This window comes from uncultured Ilumatobacter sp., assembly GCF_963980585.1.
Lineage (GTDB): Bacteria > Actinomycetota > Acidimicrobiia > Acidimicrobiales > Ilumatobacteraceae > Ilumatobacter_A.
Genome location: NZ_CAXCAM010000002.1, coordinates 67511 through 90604 on the forward strand (window position 1 = coordinate 67511; position 23094 = coordinate 90604).

The 23094-nt window shown below is 63.6% G+C and carries 21 protein-coding genes and 1 pseudogene; 15 read left to right on the forward strand and 7 right to left on the reverse strand.

The genetic code is table 11. The features are described 5' to 3' along the window. Positions 1–81: 81 nt before the first annotated feature. Positions 82–525: a hypothetical protein gene (locus ACH2DW_RS01220; RefSeq protein ID WP_394927886.1), complete on the reverse strand. Its 444-nt coding sequence runs from the start codon at positions 523–525 to the stop codon at positions 82–84. 85 nt (positions 526–610) lie between these two features. Here ACH2DW_RS01220 and miaB point away from each other — a divergent pair, with 85 nt between their 5' ends. Genes miaB through ACH2DW_RS01255 form a run of 7 tightly spaced genes read left to right on the forward strand, consistent with a single transcriptional unit; the run spans position 611 to position 7514 of the window. Further along, positions 611–2053 carry a tRNA (N6-isopentenyl adenosine(37)-C2)-methylthiotransferase MiaB gene (gene miaB / locus ACH2DW_RS01225; protein WP_394927887.1) on the forward strand — a complete coding sequence of 481 codons (1443 nt, stop codon included), beginning with the start codon at positions 611–613 and terminating at the stop codon, positions 2051–2053. 58 nt (positions 2054–2111) lie between these two features. Further along, positions 2112–2414, forward strand: a complete 303-nt coding sequence (locus tag ACH2DW_RS01230; protein ID WP_394927888.1) for a chorismate mutase — start codon at positions 2112–2114, stop codon at positions 2412–2414. Positions 2415–2437: 23 nt separating this feature from the next. Further along, on the forward strand, positions 2438–3331 hold the full coding sequence (gene miaA / locus ACH2DW_RS01235; RefSeq protein ID WP_394927889.1) for a tRNA (adenosine(37)-N6)-dimethylallyltransferase MiaA: 894 nt from the start codon (positions 2438–2440) through the stop codon (positions 3329–3331). Further along, positions 3328–4131 (forward strand): diaminopimelate epimerase, encoded by an 804-nt coding sequence (gene dapF / locus ACH2DW_RS01240; protein WP_394927890.1) that lies wholly within the window; start codon positions 3328–3330, stop codon positions 4129–4131. The genes miaA and dapF overlap by 4 nt, the downstream gene beginning before the upstream one ends. Then, positions 4128–5474, forward strand: coding sequence for a GTPase HflX (hflX, locus tag ACH2DW_RS01245; protein ID WP_394927891.1), 1347 nt, complete (start codon positions 4128–4130; stop codon positions 5472–5474). The genes dapF and hflX overlap by 4 nt, the downstream gene beginning before the upstream one ends. Next, positions 5471–6601 (forward strand): aminotransferase class I/II-fold pyridoxal phosphate-dependent enzyme, encoded by a 1131-nt coding sequence (locus tag ACH2DW_RS01250; protein WP_394927892.1) that lies wholly within the window; start codon positions 5471–5473, stop codon positions 6599–6601. The genes hflX and ACH2DW_RS01250 overlap by 4 nt, the downstream gene beginning before the upstream one ends. Before the next feature lie 40 nt (positions 6602–6641). Next, on the forward strand, positions 6642–7514 hold the full coding sequence (locus tag ACH2DW_RS01255; protein WP_394927893.1) for a hypothetical protein: 873 nt from the start codon (positions 6642–6644) through the stop codon (positions 7512–7514). On the opposite strand, the gene lexA is transcribed toward ACH2DW_RS01255, so the two are convergent. Continuing rightward, positions 7508–8137 carry a transcriptional repressor LexA gene (lexA, locus tag ACH2DW_RS01260; protein WP_394927894.1) on the reverse strand — a complete coding sequence of 210 codons (630 nt, stop codon included), beginning with the start codon at positions 8135–8137 and terminating at the stop codon, positions 7508–7510. The genes ACH2DW_RS01255 and lexA overlap by 7 nt on opposite strands. A gap of 189 nt (positions 8138–8326) precedes the next feature. Here lexA and ACH2DW_RS01265 point away from each other — a divergent pair, with 189 nt between their 5' ends. Together ACH2DW_RS01265 and nrdR are read left to right on the forward strand one after the other, a co-directional pair. Continuing rightward, positions 8327–8788, forward strand: coding sequence for a LysM peptidoglycan-binding domain-containing protein (locus ACH2DW_RS01265; RefSeq protein WP_394927895.1), 462 nt, complete (start codon positions 8327–8329; stop codon positions 8786–8788). A gap of 121 nt (positions 8789–8909) precedes the next feature. Then, complete coding sequence (gene nrdR / locus ACH2DW_RS01270) at positions 8910–9374, forward strand: transcriptional regulator NrdR (RefSeq protein WP_394927896.1); 465 nt, start codon at positions 8910–8912, stop codon at positions 9372–9374. Between the two features lie 9 nt (positions 9375–9383). On the opposite strand, the gene ACH2DW_RS01275 is transcribed toward nrdR, so the two are convergent. Next, a complete protein-coding gene (locus tag ACH2DW_RS01275; RefSeq protein ID WP_394927897.1) occupies positions 9384–10064 on the reverse strand; it encodes a dihydrofolate reductase family protein in 681 nt (226 codons plus the stop codon). Positions 10065–10125: 61 nt separating this feature from the next. Here ACH2DW_RS01275 and ACH2DW_RS01280 point away from each other — a divergent pair, with 61 nt between their 5' ends. Both ACH2DW_RS01280 and ACH2DW_RS01285 read left to right on the forward strand, forming a co-directional pair. After that, entirely contained in the window at positions 10126–12444 is a 2319-nt protein-coding gene (locus ACH2DW_RS01280) for a molybdopterin oxidoreductase family protein (protein ID WP_394927898.1), read from the forward strand. Positions 12445–12815: 371 nt separating this feature from the next. After that, positions 12816–13085 (forward strand): hypothetical protein, encoded by a 270-nt coding sequence (locus tag ACH2DW_RS01285; RefSeq protein WP_394927899.1) that lies wholly within the window; start codon positions 12816–12818, stop codon positions 13083–13085. Positions 13086–13109: 24 nt separating this feature from the next. Here the strand turns inward: ACH2DW_RS01285 and ACH2DW_RS01290 are convergent, their stop codons facing one another. Next, the gene (locus ACH2DW_RS01290) at positions 13110–13712 is read right to left on the reverse strand and encodes a histidine phosphatase family protein (RefSeq protein ID WP_394927900.1); all 603 of its coding nucleotides are present in this window, start codon (positions 13710–13712) and stop codon (positions 13110–13112) included. 99 nt (positions 13713–13811) lie between these two features. On the opposite strand from ACH2DW_RS01290, the gene ACH2DW_RS01295 reads away from it, so the two are divergent. The 4 genes and pseudogenes from ACH2DW_RS01295 (at position 13812) to ACH2DW_RS01310 (ending at position 19447) form a co-directional block, all read left to right on the forward strand. Continuing rightward, on the forward strand, positions 13812–16718 hold the full coding sequence (locus ACH2DW_RS01295) for an ATP-dependent helicase (protein WP_394927901.1): 2907 nt from the start codon (positions 13812–13814) through the stop codon (positions 16716–16718). Between the two features lie 76 nt (positions 16719–16794). Then, positions 16795–17451, forward strand: coding sequence for a hemolysin III family protein (locus ACH2DW_RS01300; protein ID WP_394927902.1), 657 nt, complete (start codon positions 16795–16797; stop codon positions 17449–17451). A gap of 17 nt (positions 17452–17468) precedes the next feature. After that, positions 17469–18362 carry a cobalamin biosynthesis protein CbiG gene (locus ACH2DW_RS01305; protein ID WP_394927903.1) on the forward strand — a complete coding sequence of 298 codons (894 nt, stop codon included), beginning with the start codon at positions 17469–17471 and terminating at the stop codon, positions 18360–18362. Positions 18363–18368: 6 nt separating this feature from the next. Further along, positions 18369–19447, forward strand: a pseudogene (locus tag ACH2DW_RS01310) (ABC transporter ATP-binding protein). A 3-nt stretch (positions 19448–19450) separates the two neighbouring features. Here the strand turns inward: ACH2DW_RS01310 and ACH2DW_RS01315 are convergent. From ACH2DW_RS01315 to ACH2DW_RS01325, 3 genes are all read right to left on the reverse strand, one after another. After that, positions 19451–20062 carry a CDP-alcohol phosphatidyltransferase family protein gene (locus ACH2DW_RS01315; protein WP_394927904.1) on the reverse strand — a complete coding sequence of 204 codons (612 nt, stop codon included), beginning with the start codon at positions 20060–20062 and terminating at the stop codon, positions 19451–19453. A gap of 77 nt (positions 20063–20139) precedes the next feature. Then, positions 20140–21159 carry a 2-oxoacid:ferredoxin oxidoreductase subunit beta gene (locus ACH2DW_RS01320; RefSeq protein ID WP_394927905.1) on the reverse strand — a complete coding sequence of 340 codons (1020 nt, stop codon included), beginning with the start codon at positions 21157–21159 and terminating at the stop codon, positions 20140–20142. Continuing rightward, on the reverse strand, positions 21156–23081 hold the full coding sequence (locus ACH2DW_RS01325; RefSeq protein ID WP_394927906.1) for a 2-oxoacid:acceptor oxidoreductase subunit alpha: 1926 nt from the start codon (positions 23079–23081) through the stop codon (positions 21156–21158). The genes ACH2DW_RS01320 and ACH2DW_RS01325 overlap by 4 nt, the downstream gene beginning before the upstream one ends. Between the last annotated feature and the right edge of the window lie 13 nt (positions 23082–23094).

Genomic DNA, 23094 nt, shown 5'->3' on the forward strand with positions numbered 1-23094 from the left:
CCGTCAGGGTCGGGCAGTCAGGGGTCAGGGGTCAGGGGTCAGGCAGTCAGGGGTCAGGGTTCAGGGTTCAGGGTTCAGGGTTCAGGGGTTGATGACATAGGTGCCGTCGACGAACGGCTTGAAGACCATGAGGACCAGGCTGATCGCAAGAATCAGGTGGGTCACGCCGATGCCGGCCGACAGCTTCTTCGTGGCTGCTTCTGATGTGTCGCCGATGGCCGGCTTGATCAGGAACCAGCTCACCGCAACAGCGACGACCCACAGTGCGATGGTGATCGTGATCCACCACATCTCGGCGAGGGCAAACTTGTTGACGCCTGCCATGCCCATGCCGACGACCCACAGCAGAATCAACGCGGGGAACACCAGCTTCATGTGCAGCGCCGCCATCGCACTGGTCTCGCCAGCGCGCTGCATCCGCGGGTACAGAAACAGTGGCCCGAACGCAGCAACGATGCTGAGGATGTGGACGAAGTAGAGCAGCTTGACGAGGTTTTGGCTCTCGTTGAGGAAGATGGCGATCACGGCCCGAACGATAGCGTCCGCGCCCGGCGCACTGACCGTGGTGACCAGCCGGGCGACGCGGCAGCGCCTCGATAGCCTTTCGCTCATGTCCGAACAGCCCCAGTCCGTGCCACGCAGCTACGTCGTGCGCACCATGGGGTGCCAGATGAACGATCACGACTCAGAACGAATCTCGGGTCTGCTCGAGGCAGACGGGCTGGTGCGAGCCGAGTCTGAGTCCGACGCCGACGTTGTCGTGCTCAACACCTGTTGCATCCGTGAGAACGCCGACAACAAGTTGTACGGGAATCTCGGCCACCTCAAGACCTGGAAGGGCAAGAAAGAGGGGCGCCAGATCGTCGTGTCGGGTTGCCTCGCGCAGAAGGACCAGGAACTGGTCGCGCAGAAAGCTGCTCACGTCGACGTCGTGATGGGGACCCACAACGTTCATCGCGCGGCTGAACTGCTCGAAGAGTCGAAGTCCTCGGACGTACCGATCACCGAGATCCTGGCCGAAGCCGTCATCGACGATCATGCGATGTTTCCGTCGGCGTTGCCCGCTCGTCGGGAGACCTCCTACAACGCCTGGCTCACGATTCAAATTGGGTGCGACAATAACTGCGCCTTCTGCATCGTTCCGGCGGTCCGCGGGGCCGAGATCTCTCGACCGTACGCCGACATCATCGCCGAAGCCAAGCAACTGGCGACCGATGGTGTCACCGAGGTGACACTCCTTGGCCAGAACGTCAACAGTTATGGGCGCGACCTGCAGTTGGCCGCGCGCCAGTCCGGCGAGACCGATGCCAAGCTCCGCCCGCTCTTTTCCCAGTTGCTCCGAGATGTGGGTGCCGTCGACGGCATTCGTCGAGTTCGGTTCACCAGTCCGCACCCGAAAGACATGCGACCCGACACGTTCGCAGCCATGGCCGAAACGCCACAGGTGTGTGAGCACCTGCATTACCCGCTGCAGTCGGGCAGCGATCGAATTCTGGCGCTGATGCATCGCGGCTACACCGGCGCTCGTTATCTCGAACGGCTCGGCCAGGCACGCGCCGCAATCGATGACTTGGCAGTGTCGACCGACATCATTGTTGGCTTTCCTGGCGAGACCGATGATGACTTCGAGCGGACCCTCGAAGTCGCTGCGGCTGCAGAGTACGACTACGCATACACCTTCATCTTCTCGCCCCGCCCGGGGACCGAGGCCGCAGGGATGGAGGCCGACTTTGTCGATCCCGACGTGGCAAGCGAACGTTTCCAACGTCTCCGCATCGTCGTCGAACGCTCGGCGCTCCTCAAGCATGAGGCGCGAGTCGGTCGCGTGGAAGAGGTGCTCGTCGAGGGCCCCAGCAAACGTGACCCGAGTGTCATCAGCGGACGAACTCGCCAGAACAAATTGGTGCACTTCACGCCACCGCGCCCGCTGCGAACGGGGAGCTACGCCGCAGTGAGGGTCGTCCGCGCCGCACCACACTTCTTGACCGGCGACTTCGTTGACTTCATCGCCGAGCCGAGTCACAAACTTCGCATCCCTGTCTCCGCACTCTGAGTCGCTGGTCACCGTTGGATCGGACCCACCTGCAGCTCGACGGTAGGTTGGAGTGCTGATGACTGACCCGGTGCACGATCCACAACTTGACGAGTTCCGATCGAGTATTGACAACATCGATGCGGCGCTCGTCCATCTGCTCGCCGAGCGATTTAAGGTGACGAAGGCGGTTGGCCGGTACAAGGCGACCGCCGCGCTGCCACCTGCCGACCCGGTGCGCGAAGAGATTCAAATCGCCCGGCTGCGGTCAATGGCCGAGGACGCGGGACTCGACCCGGCCTTCACTGAAAAGTTCCTCCGGTTCATCGTCGCCGAAGTGATTCATCACCACCAGCGCATTGCCGAAGGCGAGCAGCTCTGAACCACTCCCTGCAGCCGCCTCGCGTGGCGCTTGTCGGATCGACGGCGTCGGGGAAGTCGTCGGTGGCGTTGGCCGTCGCCGCAGAGCTGGTGGGAATCGAATTGGTCTCGATCGACTCGATGCAGGTGTATCGCGGTATGGATATCGGCACCGCGAAGCCGACCGCCGCAGAGCGTGCAGCGGTGCGACATCACTGCATTGATCTCGTCGACCCGACCGACGACTTCACAGTGGCGAAGTTCAAGGAAGCGCATCGCCGGGCACTTGACGACATCGCATCGCGAGAGGGGCGAGCCTTACTCGTCGGTGGGACCGGCCTGTATCACCGTGTCGTCATCGATGACTTCGACTTGCCGGGGGAGTGGCCGGACGTCCGGGCGTCGCTTGAATCGCGGGACCTTGCTGATCTCTACGCTCAGCTCGGCGGCCTCGACGCGGCAGCTGCAGCCAAGATCGAACCCGAGAATCGGCGGCGCGTCGTGCGCGCGTTGGAAGTCACCCTGGGCAGTGGTCGACCGTTCAGCTCATTTGGCCCAGGCGTTGATCATTATCCCGACTCCGGAGTGGCCCAGATTGGGTTGCGATGGCCGCGAGCGGTCATTGCGGATCGGATCGAGGCCCGCGTCGGTCAGATGATCGCCGACGGGTTGATCGACGAGGTGCGCTCGCTCCGCACGGCTGGTTTCTCCAAGACGGCAGGCCAGGCGCTGGGCTACAAGGAAACCCTGATGTATCTGGACGGTGAGATCAGCGAGGATGCTGCTGTGGAAATGATCGTGACCAGGACGCGACAGTTCGCCGTGCGCCAGGAGCGATGGTTCCGCCGCGATCCACGCGTACGCTGGATTGATGTCGAAGATGATCCGGTTGCCGAAGTGGCGCCGATCGTGATCAAGCACTTCAGGCAGCTGCAATGACCTCACTCACGCTCACCAAACACCACGGTCTGGGCAACGACTTTGTCGTCGCGTTCCAACCCGGCGCCACAGACCTTTCTGCTTTGGCCCGCCGGCTCTGCGATCGTCGCACGGGCATCGGCGCCGACGGACTCCTCATCGCCGAGTCGAAGGAGGGGTACGCAGCCAAGATGGTGCTGTACAACGCCGACGGGTCCCGCGCCGAAATGAGTGGCAACGGCATCCGTTGTTTTGCGCAGGCCCTTGCAATGCGCAGCGGCGATCTCGATCCCCAGCGCATCTCGACCGACGCTGGCGACCGCACGGTCACATTGTCGACGACTGACGACCCGCACACGATCTCGGCTCGCGTTGAAATGGGTGATGTGGTGCCGCTTTCGGAACCTGACGGATGGTCTGCTCTGGGCTGCCACCCCGACCGTCCCGTGGCACACCTGAGCCTGGGCAATCCACACAGCGTTGTTGGCGTCGACGAGATCGCCGTCGTCGACCTCGCCGACCTTGGCAGCAAGGTGCCGCAGGTCAACCTTGAGATTGTTGAGCCGGGCCCGGAGCTGAACGGCGTCACGATGCGCGTCCACGAACGTGGCGCCGGTATCACTCAGGCCTGCGGGACCGGGGCGTGTGCCGCGGCCTACGCGTCGAAGCAGTGGGGGCTCGTCAAGGCCGACGCCGCCGAAGTTCTTGTCCACATGGACGGTGGCACCGCCAGCGTGTCCTTTGATCTCGAGTACCCGAGCCGGGCGACCCTGACCGGGCCCGCCACGCACGTTGCCACCATCGAGGCGCCGCTCACGTGACGACGCCCTATAACGAGGCGCTCGCCGCCACATTGATCGACCGAACGATCCGGGAGAAGATCGTGCTCGTCGGCGTCACGCTGCCCGGCGATGACGAAGAGTCGACCGAGGCCAGCCTCGACGAACTTGCCCTGCTCGTTGATACCGCCGGTGCCGACGAAGTCGCCCGGATGGTTCAAAAGCGTGCTGCTCCTGACCACACATGGTTCATCGGCAAGGGCAAGGCGGAAGAGCTGAAGCAACTCTGTCTGGCGGTCGATGCCGACACGGTTGTGTTCGACAACAACCTGGCCCCCGCCCAGCAGTACAACCTCGAAAAGATGCTCGGCCGTACCGCCATTGACCGGACAGCGGTGATCCTCGACATCTTCGGGCAGAACGCACACACGCTCGAAGGTAAGGCCCAGGTTGAGCTGGCGCTGTTGCGATACCGACTGCCGCGGTTGCGGCGGGGCATCACTGACAAACAGGCACAACAGCGGGGCGGTGTCGGCGCACGATTCGGCGGTGGCGAGACCAAGACCGAGGTCGAGCGTCGACGGATCAAGCGCCGGATTCACAAGCTTGAGAAGGATCTCGCGGGGCTGGCTGAGACTCGCTCTCTGCAGCGCAAGGGGCGCAACAAGAGCGGCCTCGCGAACGTGGCAATCGTCGGGTACACCAACGCCGGCAAGTCCACCCTGCTCAATCAGCTCACACAGTCGGGTGTGCTCGTCGAGGACCGGTTATTTGCAACGCTTGACCCGACGACGCGCCGGCTCTCTCTGCCCGGTGGCGAGCCCGTGTTGCTGAGCGACACCGTCGGCTTCATCAGCAGGCTGCCGCATGGATTGGTCGAGTCGTTCAAGGGCACGCTTGAAGTTGCGGCGATGGCCGACTATCTCGTCCACGTTGTGGACGCAAGTGCGCCGGATCCAGCGGCCCAGATCGACGCAGTTCGTGAGGTGCTCGGAGATATCAAGGCGGCCGAGGTTCCCGAACTGCTCGTCTTCAACAAGTCCGATCTGGCACCAGGCACAGCTCAGGCATTGATGGACGCCAATCCCGGTTCGGTCGCTATCAGCGCCGTCAATGGCGAGGGTGTCGAGACGTTCCTCCGCACGCTCAGCGACAGGCTGCGGGCACTCGCCGTGGTCTACGAACTCATCGTCCCGTATGACCGAGGCGACATCTTGGCGTCAGTGCATCGCGAAGGTGAAGTGGTGTCGATTGGTGATGGCGCTGGGGACACCGGCGAGGCGTGGTTGATTCGGGCCAGGCTCTCCGATGCCTCGGCCGGCCGCCTGTCGGAATTCGTCTCCGGCACGCAGTCTCCGGCCAGTTCGGCTGAAGGGAAAGCATGAGCGTCACCGAGGCGCTCGTCGGGCCGTTTGATCCGCCGCCGTATCCGTACGACCGGCTCAATCGGCTCAAGCCGGTGTGCGCGGCATTCGACGGTGGGCTCGTTGACCTCTCGATCGGCACCCCGTTCGACGCGCCGCCCGCAGCGGTCGTCGAAGCCCTGGGAACGAGTGATGCCGAGCGGTCATATCCGCCGAGTGCCGGCACGCTCGAGTACCGAACAGCTTGTCACAACTGGATGGCCCGACGCCTTGGTGTCGAGGTTCCCGTCGACCAAATTGCTGCCGCGGTCGGGACGAAGGAATTTGTCGCCTCGTTGCCACGCTTCATGCGGCTGATGAACCCGGATCGTGACACGGTGCTCTATCCGGCCGTGGCGTATCCGTCGTATGCGATGGGGGCCACCCTGGGCGGCTGCAGGTCGGTTGGCGTGCCATTCGGCCCGGACGGGACTCTTGATCTTGGTGCGGTCGACGCTGCCGACATCGACCGGGCATTGCTCTTGTGGGTGAACAGCCCGGGCAACCCAACTGGTCAACTTGACGATCTCGAAGCAGCTGCGGCATGGGGTCGAAAGCACGCTGTTCCGGTGTTCTCCGATGAGTGTTACGTCGAGTTCACCTGGGAGGGAGCGCCGCGGACGATCCTCGAGCACGGTCTCGATGGTGTGGTCGCGGTGCACTCGCTGTCGAAGCGATCCAACCTTGCGGGCGCCCGTGCCGGCTTCTATGCCGGTGACGCAACGATCGTCGACTTCCTGCGCAGCGTGCGTCAGCACAGCGGCATGTTGATTCCGGGACCCGTGCAGGCTGCAGCGACGGTCGCCTTCGGCGACGATGTTCATGTTGAGGAACAACGCGAGCGCTATCGGCGTCGCCTCGAACTGATGGCTGACGTGCTGTCCGAGTGGGCAGGAATCGACGTTCCTCGTCCCGCTGGCGCTTTCTACCTGTGGATTCCTGTTGCTGATGGATGGGACTTCGCCGAACGGCTGGCAACTGACGGTGGCGCTCTGGTGAGCCCCGGCGAGTTCTATGGTGCCGACGGGGCCAACTTCGTTCGGGTGGCCGTGGTACAACCTGATGAACGGATCGATCTCGTCGCTCGCCGACTCGCATCGACTGCCTGACAGACACGCCGACCCCACCGACCCTGCGCATCGGAGCAACATGACCACCTCGAGCAAACAGAGTGCAATGTTCGGTACCGGTCTCGCAGTATTGATCATCGGGCTACTGGCAGCAGTCGGGCTCTGGTACGCGGCTGATCAACGGCAGTCCGATGGTGTGAGCAACCTGGCTCGGGCGCCGAGTGGATGCGACACGACGCTCGATTTTGAAGCCGTCGGAGAATTCACGATGTACATCGAGACCGCTGGTCGTTTCGACGTGCCGATCGCCGGCGACTGTGCCGTTGAGGGCGCGTACGGCGTGCTCGGAGACTCCTTGCCTGCGGTATCGCTCGAGATGACCTCTCCGGCAGGCGATGACGTCGTCCTGACCAATGCATCGGGGACCACGTACGACGTTGACGGTTTTACCGGCGAATCGATTCGAACGTTCAGCGTTGAAACGCCCGGTGATCACATCCTTCGGGTTGACGTGTCTGGCGATACAGATGTTCGGCTCGTCGTGGCCGTCGGGAAAGACCCTTCAGATGGCGTTGGCATGATGCAACTTGGCGCAGTGCTCGCAGCACTCGCTGGCTTGGTCATTGGTGGCGCAGTGATGATCGCCTCACGCCGTTCGCCCAAACCGGCCCCTGGTGGTGCCGTCGCTGCACCGTGGCCAACCGCTCCGCAAGGCTGGCCCACCGCTCCACCCGGGATGCCCGCAGCACCACCTGGCCCCGAACGTTGGGAACCTGCAGTGGGTCCACCCAGTCATACGCCCGGAGTGCCGCCCGCTGCACCCAGTACGCAGGCGCCATCTGGCTGGCCTCCGCAACCCGCCGCGCCGCCCGCGCTGCCTGTGCCGCCGAATGATCGTTCGGACGATGCCCAACGATCACCGTGGGCGCCACCGAACGACGCTGCTCAGTAGCGCCGCATCACGGTGACGACCTTGCCATACAACTCGACCTGGTCGGCGCCGAACACCATGGGTTCCATGGTGGGGTTGTGGGGGGTCAGTGTGACCTCGGCGCCCGACCGCGAGTAGCTCTTGACGGTGGCCTCGCCGCCAGGAATACCAGCGACGACAATGTCGCCGTTGTGTGGATGGTCGATCTGGGTGGCGACCACGTAGTCGCCGTCGAGGATGCCCGCGTCGATCATTGACTCGCCGCGAACCCGCAGCATGAAGAGCTCGCCTTCGCCGGCAAAGTCAGCTGGAACGGGGAGCAACTCTTCGACATTCTCCTCGGCAAGCACATCGGTGCCTGCTGCGACATCGCCCACCAGGGGCACATGGCGCACGGGCCGCTTCTCCATCATTGCTCCGCTGTTGGAGTCGTATCGGACCTCGATGGCCCGCGGCTTGCTGGGGTCGCGCCGTAGATAGCCGTGACGTTGCAGCGTGTTGAGGTGACTGTGCACTGTTGATGGCGACGTGAGGCCCACCGCATCGCCGATTTCGCGCACCGATGGAGGGAATCCGCGGTCGCTGATCTGCTGCTGAATGAAGTCAAGGATGTCGCGCTGGCGCGCACTGATCTTGGGGGCCATACCGAACAGCGTACGGTGATGCGGGGGCCGAGTCAAACATTTGTACTGGGAACGATTGTTCGAGAAAGTCTCACGTACGGGTTGACATCGAACACCTGTCCTGGTTCACTGCATGAGGTAAGAATCGAACAAGCGTTCATTCGTTCCTTCGAAACCGAACACATCGCACGTCATCCGTTGGGGAGAGACATGAGTACTGCACTACTGATTACACCGCATCGCCAAACGAACCCTCACGGCGCCGCTGCCCGAGTGCGTGATCAGGTGGCAGACCGAGGCCTGCCCTGTGTGGTGTCCGCTACCTCGCTCAGTGCTCATGCCGAGGTTCGTGCGATGGTGCGCCCGGCCCTGCCGAACTATGCGCTGCGTCGCGTGGTTGTCGGTGGCCTTGCAACGATGATGCTCATCGTCGGCATGCTCGGCCTCGTTGGGATGTCGGCCGGGCTGGCTGGTTCACCTGCGTCGGCAGCGTCAGCTGCTGCGGCTGAGGCCGTCGCCCCGTCGGTCCACGTTGCCCAGCCAGGCGACACGCTGTGGTCGATTGCCAACACCTACCGCGGCGATGTAGACCGCGACCGTTTCATCGATGTGCTCATCCGGATGAACGGCGGCGTGGAGATTCAGGCCGGTCAGGCCGTCTGGCTTCCCTGATCCTGTGTCGAGTCCGTCCACCGCCGAGTGAGACCGGTAGCGACGAGACGGACAAGCGTCACGTTGCTCGCGAGGCCGCTTGCCCCAGCATGAGAGGAGTCGCGGAACTACAATCGGACAGATGAAATGCCCGGTCTGCCGTGACGACGAAACGAAGGTCGTCGATTCGCGTATCGCCGAGGAAAACACTGCCATTCGCCGCCGCCGGCAATGCCTGAGCTGTGCGCATCGATTCACGACGTTCGAGCGGGTCGACCATGCCCCGCTCACGGTCCTCAAATCGGACGGTCGCATCCAGCCATTCGATCGGCAGAAGCTCGTCAGCGGCCTCTCCGCAGCCACAAAGGGTCGTGACGTTGCTCCAGTCGTGTTGGAGCAGATTGCGGGCTCGGTTGAAGATGCGCTCCGCCTGCAAGGCTCCGAGGTCACGAGCGCAAACATCGGAATTGTCGTGCTGGAGGAACTCCGCACTGTCGACGAGGTGGCGTACCTGCGGTTCGCGAGCGTCTATAAGGACTTCGACGCTGCAGCAGACTTCCACCGAGAGCTCGAACTCATGCAAAAGGCCGACCCAGCATCCGTGTGAGGAGGCGCTTCAGTGGGATCGCTTCCATCGACTGAACACGAATGACTGGTCGTCGATCACCATCTGCGCCAGTTCGAAACGCAGCGCCAGGTCGGTTGCACCCGTAGCGAGGCGCGGTCCTGCGCCACCGACACACAGCGGTGACGTCGTCAGATTGATCTCATCGAACAGGTCGGCATCCAGCGCCGCGCCGTTGAGGAGCGCACCGCCTTCAACCTGCACGAACCGTGGCGTTGGGTGGACCTCGTGGAGGCGGCTGACGGCCGCTTGCAGGTCGACGCGGGCCGTTCCGGCGCGAATGCTGTCGACATTGTCGGCGACTTTGGCGTTATCGGTGGTGATCAGGAAGCCAGCCCCCGAGGTGAACAGAGGCAGCGAGGTGTCGACGCGGCCGCTCGCGGTCACGACGCCGACGCGCTGGCCTGCAATGTCGGGTGGGCCGTACCCCTCGCCTCGAACGGTGCCGGCGCCGACAATGATGACGTCTGCGAGCCGACGAAGACCCAGTAAGAGAGCCAAGTCGTTCGCACTCGACAACTCAGTGCTTCGGCCGTCGACCACGGTTGATCCATCGATTGAGCTGACCATGCACAACCCCACCCAGGGTCGACCCGACGGTGCTCCGAGTGGAGCGTCGTAGGCCTGCTCGATGGTCGTCTCAGCAGAGTCGGGGAAGACGCGACGGATCATGGCGTGATCCTCGCAGACTGGCAGACTCGACGGTTGATCGACGTGTCTGCGAGCATCGGTGATGGCCGTCACCGAAAACGATCCCGCAATCGAAACTGCGACCCCCATCGGGGTCGAGGTCGGGACACGAACCGCGTACCGGACATGCCCACTATGTGAGGCAACGTGCGGATTGGAGATCACCCTCAAGCCCGACGGGGCGGGTGGCGAGACGGTTCAACGGATCCGCGGCGACATGAATGACGTGTTCTCGAAGGGCTTCATCTGCCCCAAGGGGTCGACACTCAAGCATCTCCACGAGGACCCAGACCGCCTGCGGGTTCCCATGGCCAAGCGCGACGGGGTGCACGTTGAGGTCACCTGGGACGAGGCGTGGTCCGAGATCGAGGTCGGACTCGGAGGTGTCATCGACCGTCACGGCCGGTCGTCCCTGGCGGTCTATGGCGGCAATGCAGGAGCACATTCGTTGTCGTCGATGATGTATCTGCGGACTCTGCTGACGGGCCTGGGGACCCGCAACCGCTACAGCGCATCAACGGTCGATCAGATGCCGCGCCACGTCGCGGCAGGCCACGTCTTCGGGTCGCCGGTGGCAGTGCCGGTTCCCGACCTGGACCGCACCGATCATCTCTTGATTCTTGGTGCCAACCCGTACGCATCGAACGGCAGCATGTGTACTGCTCCTGACTTCCCGGGGAGAATCGAGCGCATCCGCGAGCGCGGCGGAAAGGTGGTAGTCGTCGATCCCAGGCGCTCACGTACGGCGGAGGAAGCCGATGAGTGGGTTGCCATTCGGCCGGGCTCTGATGCACTGCTGCTCGCAGCGATGTGCAATGTCCTCGTGGCAGAGAGCCTCGTCGACGTCGGTCCGCACGTCGCGGAATACCTCAACGGGCTTGACGAATTCGCTGCGGCGATTGCGCCATTCACCCCTGAATCGGTTGTTGCGGCAACGGGCGTCAGCGCGGAGGCAATCCGCACGTTGGCTCGCGAACTCGCTGCGGCCACGACCGCATCGGTGTACGGCCGAATCGGTACGACCACCACCGAGTTTGGGTCGACGGCAACCTGGCTCATCGATGCGCTGAACATCCTCACCGGCAACCTCGACCGTCCAGGCGGAGCAATGTTCGCCATGCCAGTGGCGGGCGGAGCCACGACGCGCGGCAAGCGCGGCTCGGGTCGCGGGTTCGCGATTGGACGCGGTGCGACACGCGTCAGTGGCCACCCGGAAGTCATGGGGGAGTACCCAGTCGGAGCGCTTGCCGAGGAAATCACCACACCTGGCGAAGGCCAGTTGCGCGCCATGATCACCGTCGGCGGGAATCCACTCCGCTCGAATCCGAACAGCGAATTGCTCGCTGAGGCATTCGACGACCTCGAGTTCATGGTGTCAGTCGACTTGTATCTCAACGAGACCACACGCCACGCCGACGTCATCCTGCCGTCGCCTTCGCAGCTCCAGCGCAGCCACTACGACCTGCTGCTCCTGCAGTTCGGTGTCCGCAACGTCGCCAACTATTCCGAGCCGGTGCTGCCGCTCGACGGGCAGCCAGACGAATGGGAAGTCATCTCGAAGCTGACACTCGTCGCTCAGGGCATGGGCGTCGATGCCGACCCTGCCAGCGCCGATGACCGGGCGATCGATGCGATGGTGCGCGGTGCGGTGCGAAGCGAGCACAGCGGGTTGCATGGTCGGGATCCCGACGAGATTCTGGCCGAACTCAACGCCTCAGGGCGGGTGGGCCCAGAGCGGATGCTCGACTTCATGCTCCGCAGTGGCCCGTTCGGCGATGGGTTCGGTTCCGAGCCGGAGGGCACGTCGCTCGACGACCTGCTGGACCGTCCACACGGCCGCGATTTCGGGGCGCTCGAGCCCCGCTTGCCCGAGATTCTTCGAACGCCGAGCGGCAAGGTCGAGCTTGCACCAGCAGTGTTCATCGACGACCTCGACCGTCTTGCTGCAGCAGTTCCGGGGCTTGTGGATCGAGGCCTTGTGCTCATCGGTCGGCGGCACCTGCGGAGCAACAATTCGTGGATGCACAACATCAATGTGCTGATGAAGGGCAAGCCGCGCTGCACGCTGCACGTGCACCCCGATGACGCAGCGTTGCTCGGCTTGAGCGACGGAGGCGCCGCCTCGATCACCTCACGCGTCGGTTCCATCACAGCGCCGGTGGAGGTCACCGACAGCATCACGCCCGGTGTGGTGAGCTTGCCGCACGGCTGGGGACACGATGCGCCCGGAGCACAGATGCGCGTCGCGGCCGAACATGCCGGAGTGAACTCGAACGTGCTCACCGACCACGAAGCGATGGATCCGCTGTCGGGAACAGCAGTGTTGAACGGGATTCCGGTGGACGTGGTTGTCGCCAGCTGATCTGGTTCGCGGGTCGAGTGCGGCAGGGGCGTGACCACAGGCTGTGGACAAACCCTGCTTGTTCACATTGCGTCCACATGCTCGTCAACAGCTATCCACTGACATCACCGCGTAATTCACAGGGTTGTCCCTCTTCCATCCCACAGGCAGAGGTTCCTAGAGTGAGACCTAGTGCCGCCAGTGGCGCAACACATGGAGAGTCGGCGGAAGCGAGGCGACGTGAGTCGCACCGCACTGCTTGGGGGATCATGCCCTGTACCTGTGTTGTTGTCCCGCTGGCGGCACCATTGCGTTTCCGGGCCCGATCAACAGCTTGAAAACACCGGCGATCGACGGGACGTGGCACTCGGTCAGCGTTCTACGATGAATGGATGGCCGAACCGCTGAGCGACGCCGAACTGACCGAACTCGCAATGGCCGCCTCGCCGGCCGATCCGTTTGCTGCTGATGCTGTTGCGTTCGGACAGGAATCGGCGGGCGCCGAGTTGCTCCCTGAGTGGTACATGCCCGTGCCTCAGATGTCGGCTGCTGATCGGACGCCGCGGCGGGTATTCACCGTCGGCCTGATCGTCATGTCGATGCTGTTGCTCAACGGAGCCGGCTTGTGCGTCACGTACGGCCTCCCTGAGATTGCCTGGTGAGCGTCGGAGGCCACGACGGCACCGTCACCAACCGCAGGGGTCGTTCCAGCGCCTGATCACCCGGTTCTCTCGCTCCCATCCAAGCAGCGACAACGTGCTCGTGTTGAGCACGAACCGTCGACCTTCTCGAGCGTCGAGGTCGAGCCAGCGAGCGGCGAAGACCCGCAGGAAGTGGCCGTGTGCCACGACGGCGACCGGACCGTTGAGTTGCGACAGCCTGGCGATCGCACGATCGGCGCGCACCCCGACTTCGTCAACTGACTCGCCCCCGACGATCTCGTGGGTCCACACCGACCAGTTCGGGATCGTCTGACGCGTCTCGGTGGTCGTGATCCCCTCGTACTCTCCGTAGTCCCATTCCAGCAAGTCGTCGTCACGATCGGGATGGAGCCCGACGATTCCAGCCGTCTCCCACGCGCGTTGCAGCGGACTCGAGAACGCATGTGAGAAGTCGAAGTCTGCAACGGCCGTCGAAATCGAACGTGCCTCGTTCCGTCCGGTCTCGGTGAGTGGCAGGTCGGTTCGCCCGGTGTGCCGGCCCGAGCGGCTCCATGCTGTTTCGCCGTGGCGGATCAGAACCAGCTCAGGCCGGTTCTCGGTGATCGGTCGGCCGTGGACGAAGGTCATGCGGCAGTCTTCCATTGCGTGCCGCCGAGCCCCGCAAACCTGACCCCTTCAATCGAACGTGTGTGCGCTCAAGGGGTCGGGTCGCTACAGTCGGCGTCCATGGCGATTGCGTGCGCATACTGCAACGGCGAGCATGACTCGCCCGCTCAGATACGCCAATGCTGGCACGACAATGGTCAGCTCGAGGTCCCGCTCGACGATGGTGGGCTTCCCGACGATGCATCCGCCGAGGCGACAGCGGCCACCGAATCCGACGCCCAGCACCGCTCCACACACAGTCCCGACTCGCAAGGTGCAGCGCCAGCACGGTCGATGCAGCGGGCAGGCATCGAACCACAGCGCTTTCCGCGGGGAGTTGCTCCTGCCGAACCCGGGCCCGACGCCCTGGCACGGAACGGCCTTGTGAGTACTGGCGATCAAATCGTCGCTCCGTGGGCGGATGCTGAACGGGTGGTCATCTCGGCCGACACGCTCACCGATCCTGGGAGCGCGCTGGCCGTTCTTCGGTCGGCCCACCACGATCGTCGGCGCCTCGTCATCGAACTCGCCACCGATTTTGACCGTCAGCCAAAACTGAAGACCGAGGCGCAGCCGTACGAAGTCGGCGCCGACTTCACCTTCGAGCTCGAAGAACTGCATCACCTTGTGTGGGCCAATGCCGTCGATCTTCGTGGTGACACCCCGACGTGGATCGCGCTCGACCAGGCCATCGCGCTGGGTGCAACAACGGTGCCGGCCACCGGGCTCGGAGACATTCGGACGCCCAGTGGTGATGTCGTGTGGCTCGATGCTGGCCCGGTCAGGCACACCGACCCAGTCGATGGCGTGGCTGTCTTGCACGCCGTTGCCATCGAGCATCGGTCATTCGTTGCGCCAGCTGCGAACGTCTCCGATGCCGACCTTGCTCCGGATCAACTCGAGGCGGTCACTCACCCGGGAGGTGCAGCACGAATCATCGCCCCCGCCGGGTCGGGCAAGACGCGTGTGCTGACCGAACGAGCGCGTCACCTGCTCCGAGTCTGGAACCTGCCGGCCAGCGCCGTCAGCCTCGTGGCATTCAACAAGCGCGCCCAAGAGGAGATGCTCGAGCGGACGCCGGACCTCCCTGGACTACAAGTACGAACACTCAACGCACTCGCCCTTGCGATTGTCAATGGTGCACCACCATTCGCGCCGCAACCGATGCGATGGAACACCATCAATGAAGTCGACGTCAGGCGCATCATTGGCGACCTGGTGTCGTTTCCGCGGCGCCGCAACAGTGATCCGGTTGCACCGTGGATCGAGGCCTTGAGTTTGATCCGTCTTGGCCTGGTCGACCCGAGCGATGCGGAGGCTCGCTACGACGGCGATGTCGAGGGTCTTGCCGCGGCATGGCCTGCCTACCGGGCTGCTCTGGAACGGAAACGAGCGGTCGACTTCGACGATCAGATTCATCGGGCGTTGCTCGTGCTGCTCTCGCAGCCCGATGCGCGACGCGCCGCCCAGCGAGCATGTCGTCTCATGCTCGTCGACGAGTTTCAGGACCTGACGCCGGCTCACTTGTTGCTCATCCGTCTCCTTGCGTCACCCGGTGGCGCCGTGTTTGGCGTGGGTGACGACGATCAGACGATCTATGGCTACAACGGCGCCGACCCTTCGTGGCTCATTGATTTCGCTGATCTGTTTCCGGGCGCAGGCACGCATCCCCTTGAAGTCAATTATCGGTGTCCTGCGGGTGTCGTCCAGATCGTTGATCGGTTGCTGAGACACAACGGCCGGCGCGTCGCCAAGACCATTCGAGCGAACTCGACCGATACCGGAGGATGGAACGTCGACACGGCGGTCGACCCGATCAGTGCGACGCAGCGTGCCGTGGAAGATGCACTTCGCTCCGGTGCCCCAGCTGATCACATCGCTGTCCTGACTCGCGTCAATGCGCTGCTCGCCCCCGTGCAGGTCGCGCTCGCTGTCAATGGCATCCCGATCTCGGGTGGCGTCGGCTTGGAGTTCGCCGATCGAACCGCGGTCCGCTCCGTCCTTGCTTGGCTCCGCCTGGCAACGCGCGACACCCTCGGCCCCGACGACATCCGCGAGGCGCTCCGGCGTCCTTCGCGATCATTCCATCCGCGTATCAACGACTGGGTGTGCGAACAGCGCAGCATCGTTGACCTGCACCGACTCGCTGGGCGGTTGAACACTGAGCGCGACCAAGAACGGGTGACCGACTTCGCTGCAGATATCCAGACCCTGCAACAGATGGTCAAGGACCGGGCTCCGACCTCGGACCTGGTGCTGACGTTGATCGACCGCATCGGGCTTGCTGGTGCCGTCGGCACGCTCGACGCCCATCGCCGCGGCATGAACCGTGCAGCGCAAGGTGACGACCTCACCGCCATCCAACATCTTGCGGCGTTGCACGACGACGTCGCGACATTTGAGCCTTGGCTGCGCGAGCACCTCGCGGTGCGTCGACAGCCTGGCGGGGTCACCTTGTCCACCGTCCACCGGGTCAAGGGGCAGGAATGGCCGCACGTGGTGGTCCACCTCGCTGACGCCGAGCAGTATCCGCATCGTCTCGCTGAAGACGTGGAGGAAGAGCGCCGGTTGTTCCACGTGGCGATCACCCGCGCCAGCAAGCACGCGACGATCGTCACTGGGCCATCGCCCAGCCCCTTCGTCGCCGAGCTCACCACTGAGCCATCCGCCGAACCGGCTGAACGCGCGGTCGTGTCCTCGCACCGTCCGGAATCAGCGAAGCGATCGACGTCACCGTCGAAGACCGACCCGACCGCGGATCTTGACGAGGCAGCCGAGCGACGCTTCGCCGCGTTGAAAGAACTCCGCAATCAGTTGCGGGACGGCAAGCCTGCTTACGTGGTGTTTGATAACAAGACTCTGGTGTCGATCGCCCGGATGGCCCCGACCTCGAAGTCAGAGCTGGCGAAGATCTCAGGTGTTGGACCGGCAAAGCTCGACAAGTACGGCGATGCAGTCACCGAGCTCATGACTGGGTTGGCCGGCTGACATCTGAGTCGATGTCGGAACTGAACATTTGGCCGCACGCGGCGAGGTGTTCAATCGGGCGCAGTACGGTGAGTACATGAGTATCGGCCGTGACCTGATGCCGCTGCACGAGCGGCCGGTGTGGCGTGGTCGGATGCATGCGTGGGCGTTTGCCGCTGCCATTCCTGCCGGGATTGTCTTGATCGCGGTGTCCGAACGGGCCGCGGCGCGCACGTCGGCGGCGATCTATGCCGCCACTCTGCTGTTGGTTTTCGGTACCTCGGCGGCGTATCACCGCTTGGCCAAGACGGACCGCGTTCGACGAATCATGCAACGCCTTGATCACACGATGATCTACTTGCTGATCGCCGGGACGTACGTACCGGTCTGTCTTGTGGCACTTCCTCCTCAGTGGGGCATTCCGGTGCTCTCGGCGGTCGGCATCATGGCGGCGCTCGGGATGACCATCAAGATGGGTGGATTTCGTCGTGTGCAGTGGCTTGGCTATGCGCTGTACCCGATCATGGGGTGGGCCCTGGTGGTCGCTGCCCCTGCGCTCCTCGACAACCTGACGTCGGTGCAGCTTGGCCTGATCATCGCAGGCGGCGTTGCCTACACCGTCGGCTTCCCGGTACTGCTGGTCAAGCGACCCAATCCGTGGCCGCTGACGTTTGGCTATCACGAAGTGTGGCATTCGTTCACAGTCGTTGCGGCTGGCCTGCACTTTGCCGCCGTCAGCACCGTGTTGGCCTGACGTCCTTCGGTTGCATGATGAGTCCGCCGCTCTTCGACCGCATTGCTGTGGCCGACTGGAGTGCGAGCGCCTCGCCGAAAACCGGTCCCGACTCGATATGGATCGCGGTCGTCGAAGACGGCTCCTGCACGTTGAGTAATCCGCCGACCCGCCGGGTTGCGCTCGGAGAAATGGCGGCGCTGGCAGAGCCGGGACGACGAACGCTCTTGGGCGTCGACTTCTCACTCGGTTTTCCATCTGGAACCGCAGAACGTGCCGGTCTCGTCGGTGTCCCCTGGGCCGCGCTGTGGTCACATCTCGGCGCATCGATCACCGACGATGAGCAGAATCGGAACAATCGATTTGATGTCGCTCAGCGGTTGAACGACTCGATGGCGGCACGCTGGCAGAGACCCCAGAGGCCAGCGGGACCGTTCTGGGGTTGTCCGCCGTCGAAGGCGAATGCATCGCTGACGACGACAAAACCGAACCGTGCGCAAGGGTGGCCGCCTGAGTGGCGCATCGTCGAGCAACAGTTACGCAGCGACGGCCGCCGACCATTTTCGTGTTGGCAGCTACTCGGAGCTGGTGCAGTCGGAAGTCAGAGCCTTGTTGGCATTGCGGCGCTCGAACGTCTGCGGCAGATCCTTGGTCAACGTCTCGCCGTGTGGCCGTTCGACACGGGTCTGGACATGCCGCCGGTGACGGATCTCGTGGTCGCTGAAGTCTGGCCGTCGTTGTGGGATGTGACGGTGCCGATCGGTGTCGTCAAGGATGCCGCACAAGTTGAGGCGACCGCCCGGCGACTCACTCACCTGGACGCCTCGGGTGAGTTGGAGGCTCTGTTCCGGCCAAGAATCGATGAAGGCATGGAGTCGACGGTGGTTGACGAAGAAGGCTGGGTTCTCGGCGTTGTCGGCAGCGGCAACTGAGCACGTATGGCCTCGGTCGAGTTCGACAGCGTGACCATCGCGGTGCATGGGGCCATCGTGCTCCGCGACGTGTCGCTCGACATCGCTGACGGCGAGTTTGTCGGCGTCATCGGGCCCTCAGGGAGCGGCAAGACCAGCTTGATCCGCACGATTGCCGGTTTCACCGATGTTGTCCGGGGCGGGTGCTGCTGGACGGAATCGATGTCACTCGGACCAAGACGGCTGATCGCGGCGTCGGCATGGTGTTCCAGGAGCCCGTGATGTTTCGTCGTCGCAACGTGCGTCGCAACGTCTCCTTCCCGCTTGAGATCCGACGACGGGAGGCAGAGGAGATTCGAGATCGGGTCGACGCCGAGGCCCGGGCGATGCATCTCGAGCATCTGTTGGCCCGGCGTCCCGATGAGCTGAGTCGCGGCGAGACACAACTCGTGCAGATCGCCCGAACGATGGTCCGGACGCCGCGGGTGTTGCTCCTTGACGAGCCGCTGGTGCGCCTTGACGCTGCCCGACAGGCACAGATGCGCACTGAGTTGGCGATGCTGCAAGCGGGGTACGGCGTCACGACGGTCATGGCGACAAACGACCCCATCGACGCTTTGACGATGCCGAGCCGTCTCGTCGTCATTCACCGCCAACGGGTGGTGCAGTTCGACCATCCGGATGCGGTCTACCGATCGCCGGCAACCATCGATGCTGCCGTCGGAACAGGGGACTGCTGGCTCCTCCCGGCGACGGTCAGTGCTGACCGAGAAGGTTTCTGGCTGGACGTCGCGCATCGGAGAGCGGCGCATGATGCGGCGCCAGCGCTGCGCCATCGGGCGTGGGCGCCGGTATTGGCGAATCACATCGGTCAACAGGTCACGTTGGGTATTCGGCCTGGCGATGTCGTCGCGTCGCCGAACGGGCCCGTGGTGGCCGCGGTGACGAAGATCGTGCCAGGCGGACCGGGTGGCGCATACTGCGATATCGGTGGTTGGCGCTGTGGGCTGACGCTCCCGGCGGAGGTGAGCGAAGGCGACGTTGTTCGACTTCAGGTCGACCATCTTGTCGTCTTCGACAACGCCACGGGGCGGGCGATTGCGTGAGCGTCAGATCAGCAGTCGACGCGCAGCGCTGGCACGCTGCAACACGCTCACGACGACACCGAGCGCCATGATGATGAAGAACGTGTCCGCCCAGGCCGGGATCGCCAAGGCGAGGGTGAAGAGCGCAATGGTCTCGGTGCCCTCGATCAGAGCAGGCGGGAGCGTGATCGTTGTGGTTTCGCCGGAGTGTGCTTTGCCGTTCGATCGCTTCTCGAGAATCGCACTCAGCAAGAGGAGCGAGACGGTATTGACGTAGAACGTGGCGAGCAGCGCGGCCGCAATCGCCCAGTGGCGGAGGTCGCCGGCGCCGGCTGCCACGCCCAGTGGGATTGCTGCGTATCCGATCGTGTCGAGCAGGAGGTCCGCATAGCCGCCAACGTCGGAGTCCTGACCGCTTGACCGTGCGACCGGTCCATCGAGGCCATCGAGCAGCCGCCCAGTCAGCCAGCAGAGCACGGCGAGGGCTGGCGCCGACTGCCAGGCGAAGACGCCGGCGCCGACGCACAGGAGCATGCCGATCACCGACAGAGTGAGCGGTGCGATGCGACCTGCAAGCGACTCGGCAATCGGGCCGAGTGCACGGTCTTTCACCGTTCGCAGGCGCAGGTCAAGCACCGTGTGACCGTACCGCTGGGAGGCGGTCAAGGAGCACGCCTTCGATGAGTGACCGGGATCTGCGGACCCGGCGTTGGTCAGACGTGCCAGGTCCCGTTCGAGCGCAGTAGGTCTTGGAGGTTGCCCGGGCCCTTGGCTTCGCTCGCAGCCATCACCTGATCAGCGACGGCCGAGGCGTACTCCTGGCGCTCCACATTGCGGAACACGCCGAATGGGGTCGGCGATGCATCGTCGGTGTTGAGCCGGGCGAGAGCGAATGCCAGCGACGAATCGTGGCGGTGCGCATCGTGGACCAGAACGGCGTCGGGCGAGACGTCAGCAAGTTCGACGAGTCGCAGCTGCCCGTCGGATCCCATCACGACGCCCCGCTGTTGGTCGGCGCCGAAGGTGATCGGCTCGCCATGCACCAAGTTGATCATCATCTCGTCGCGTGCATTCTTCTTGGTGATGTCGTTGAACTGGCCATCGTTGAACACGTTGCAGTTCTGGTAGATCTCGACGAAGGACGCTCCCTGGTGGTCATGCGCAGCGCGGAACGTTTCCATCATGTGTTTGCGATCGAGGTCGTGGGTGCGGGCAACGAAACCTGCCTCGGCCCCGAGCGCCACTGACAGCGGGTTGAACGGGGAGTCAACCGACCCCATCGGTGTCGACTTGGTGACCTTGCCGACCTCGGATGTGGGGGAGTACTGGCCCTTCGTCAGGCCGTAGATCCTGTTGTTGAACAACAGGATGTTCAGGTTCACGTTGCGGCGCAGCGCGTGAATCAGATGGTTGCCGCCGATCGACAGGCCATCGCCATCACCGGTGATCACCCACACGTCGAGGTCGGGACGTGCGGTAGCAACGCCGGTCGCGATCGCCGGGGCCCGACCGTGGATCGAGTGCATGCCGTAGGTGTTCATGTAGTACGGGAAACGACTGGAGCAGCCGATGCCCGAGATGAACACCGTGTTTTCGGGGTTCACGCCGAGCTCGGGCATGAGCGTCTGGACGGCGAGGAGGATGCCGTAATCGCCGCAACCCGGACACCAGCGGACCTCCTGGTCGCTGGTCCAGTCGCTCTTCGTCGTGACGGCCACCTGTGCGGTACTCATGACGCATCTCCCTTTGCTGAGTCGCCGAGACTGTCGAGCGCCTCGTCGATGGCTGCTTCGATTTCTCGAGATTTGAACGGCAATCCTTGAACCTTGGTGACCGCCCGAGCGTCGACGAGGTAGGTCGAGCGGAGGAGAGCGGTGAGCTGGCCCATGTTCAGTTCCGGGACCAACACCTTGCGGTAGCGGCCGAGGATGTCGCCCAAGTTGGGCGGGAGCGGGCTGAGGTGTGTGAGGTGCGTTGAGGCCACTTTCACGCCGGCTCGTCGCCGACGCTGCACTGCTGCATCGATGGCTGCCCAGGTGGACCCCCATCCGACGACCAGCACGTCAGCATCGTCGTCGCCGTGGACTTCGGCAAGCGGGATGTCCATCGCGATCTGCGCGATCTTTGCGGCTCTGAGGTGCACCATCTTTTCGTGGTTTTCCGGGGTGTAGTCGATGTTGCCCGTGCCGTCGGCTTTTTCAAGCCCGCCGACGCGGTGCATGAGACCCGGTGTGCCGGGGATTGCCCAGGGTCGGGCGAGGTTCTCGTCGCGCTTGTACGGCCAGAACGTTTCTTCGCCATTGTCCTCAACATGGTTTGGCCCGTCAGCGAATGGCACCGAGATGTCGGGGAGCGACGCGAGGTCCGGCAGCTTCCAGGGCTCGGACCCGTTGGCGAGGTAGCCGTCGCTGAGCAACATCACCGGCGTCCGGTACTTCAGCGCAATGCGGGCCGCCTCGATGGCGGCGTGGAAGCACTGCGCCGGGCTGTACGACGCAACCACTGGAAGGGGTGCTTCGCCATGTCGGCCGTACAGCGCAATGTTGAGATCGGAGGCCTCGGTCTTTGTGGGAAGGCCGGTGGACGGCCCGCCGCGTTGGATGTCGACGATGATGAGTGGCAATTCGATGGCGAATGCCAGGGAGATCGTCTCGCTCTTGAGCGCCACACCGGGACCGCTGGTGGTCGTGACCGCCAGATGCCCGGCGAATGCAGCGCCAAGCGCGACACCGACGGCCGCGATTTCGTCTTCGGCTTGGACGGTACGAATGCCAAAGTGTTTGTGCTTCGAGAGTTCGTGGAGGATGTCACTTGCTGGTGTGATCGGGTACGAGCCGAGCGTGAGCGGGAGGTCGGCTTGCTGACCCGCGGCGATGAGTCCCCACGACAGCGCTGTGTTGCCTGTGATGCTCGTGTACTCGCCAGCGGGCAGCTGGGCTGGCCGCACTTCGAAACGGTGACCAACCGCTTCAGTGGTCTCTCCGAAATTGAATCCGGCTTGGAACGCTGCCTTGTTGGCCGCGGCAACCTTTTCGTTCTTGCCGAACTTTTCGTGAATCCATTCCTCGGTCGGCTCGGTTGGACGCGTATACATCCATGAGACAAGTCCGAGGGCGAAGAAGTTCTTCGATCGTTCGGCGTCGCGGGGCTTGACCCCGAGCGGCTCACACACTTTCTTGGTGAGGCTCGACATGGGAACCTTCAACACGCGGTACCCGTTCAGGGTGTTGTCGTCGAGCGGGTTGACCGGTGTGCCCCCGGCGTCGAGATAACCGGCCTTTTCGAGGTTGCGTTCCTCGAAGGCATCTTCGTTGACGATGACCGTGCCGCCCGGCTCGAGGCGATGCAGGTCAGCCTTGAGCGCGGCGGGGTTCATGGCCACCAACACGTTGGGGTCATCACCTGGGGTGGTGATGTCGTGGTCGGCGATGTTGACTTGGAACGCCGAGACGCCGTTGACGGTGCCGGCCGGCGCTCGGATCTCTGCGGGAAAGTCGGGCATTGTCGACAGGTCATTGCCGAACGAAGCGCTCACTGATGTAAAACGGTCGCCCGTGAGCTGCATGCCGTCGCCAGAGTCGCCCGCGAACCGGACGATGAGGTGGTCGAGTACGCGATCTCCGTCGGCCTGAGGCCGATCGATCGTGTCGGTCATATGTCTTCCCCAA

What these genes read in the sequence shown, in the direction of transcription:
- ACH2DW_RS01325 (WP_394927906.1), bottom strand. Translation starts at nt 23,081, where the DNA reads ATGACCGACACGATCGATCGGCCTCAGGCCGACGGAGATCGCGTACTC.
- ACH2DW_RS01250 (WP_394927892.1), top strand. Translation starts at nt 5,471, where the DNA reads ATGAGCGTCACCGAGGCGCTCGTCGGGCCGTTTGATCCGCCGCCGTAT.
- nrdR (WP_394927896.1), top strand. Translation starts at nt 8,910, where the DNA reads ATGAAATGCCCGGTCTGCCGTGACGACGAAACGAAGGTCGTCGATTCG.
- ACH2DW_RS01230 (WP_394927888.1), top strand. Translation starts at nt 2,112, where the DNA reads ATGACTGACCCGGTGCACGATCCACAACTTGACGAGTTCCGATCGAGT.
- ACH2DW_RS01275 (WP_394927897.1), bottom strand. Translation starts at nt 10,064, where the DNA reads ATGATCCGTCGCGTCTTCCCCGACTCTGCTGAGACGACCATCGAGCAG.
- ACH2DW_RS01300 (WP_394927902.1), top strand. Translation starts at nt 16,795, where the DNA reads ATGAGTATCGGCCGTGACCTGATGCCGCTGCACGAGCGGCCGGTGTGG.
- ACH2DW_RS01305 (WP_394927903.1), top strand. Translation starts at nt 17,469, where the DNA reads ATGAGTCCGCCGCTCTTCGACCGCATTGCTGTGGCCGACTGGAGTGCG.
- ACH2DW_RS01320 (WP_394927905.1), bottom strand. Translation starts at nt 21,159, where the DNA reads ATGAGTACCGCACAGGTGGCCGTCACGACGAAGAGCGACTGGACCAGC.
- ACH2DW_RS01255 (WP_394927893.1), top strand. Translation starts at nt 6,642, where the DNA reads ATGACCACCTCGAGCAAACAGAGTGCAATGTTCGGTACCGGTCTCGCA.
- ACH2DW_RS01295 (WP_394927901.1), top strand. Translation starts at nt 13,812, where the DNA reads ATGGCGATTGCGTGCGCATACTGCAACGGCGAGCATGACTCGCCCGCT.
- dapF (WP_394927890.1), top strand. Translation starts at nt 3,328, where the DNA reads ATGACCTCACTCACGCTCACCAAACACCACGGTCTGGGCAACGACTTT.
- lexA (WP_394927894.1), bottom strand. Translation starts at nt 8,137, where the DNA reads ATGGCCCCCAAGATCAGTGCGCGCCAGCGCGACATCCTTGACTTCATT.
- ACH2DW_RS01285 (WP_394927899.1), top strand. Translation starts at nt 12,816, where the DNA reads ATGGCCGAACCGCTGAGCGACGCCGAACTGACCGAACTCGCAATGGCC.
- ACH2DW_RS01265 (WP_394927895.1), top strand. Translation starts at nt 8,327, where the DNA reads ATGAGTACTGCACTACTGATTACACCGCATCGCCAAACGAACCCTCAC.
- ACH2DW_RS01290 (WP_394927900.1), bottom strand. Translation starts at nt 13,712, where the DNA reads ATGACCTTCGTCCACGGCCGACCGATCACCGAGAACCGGCCTGAGCTG.
- ACH2DW_RS01280 (WP_394927898.1), top strand. Translation starts at nt 10,126, where the DNA reads ATGGCCGTCACCGAAAACGATCCCGCAATCGAAACTGCGACCCCCATC.
- miaB (WP_394927887.1), top strand. Translation starts at nt 611, where the DNA reads ATGTCCGAACAGCCCCAGTCCGTGCCACGCAGCTACGTCGTGCGCACC.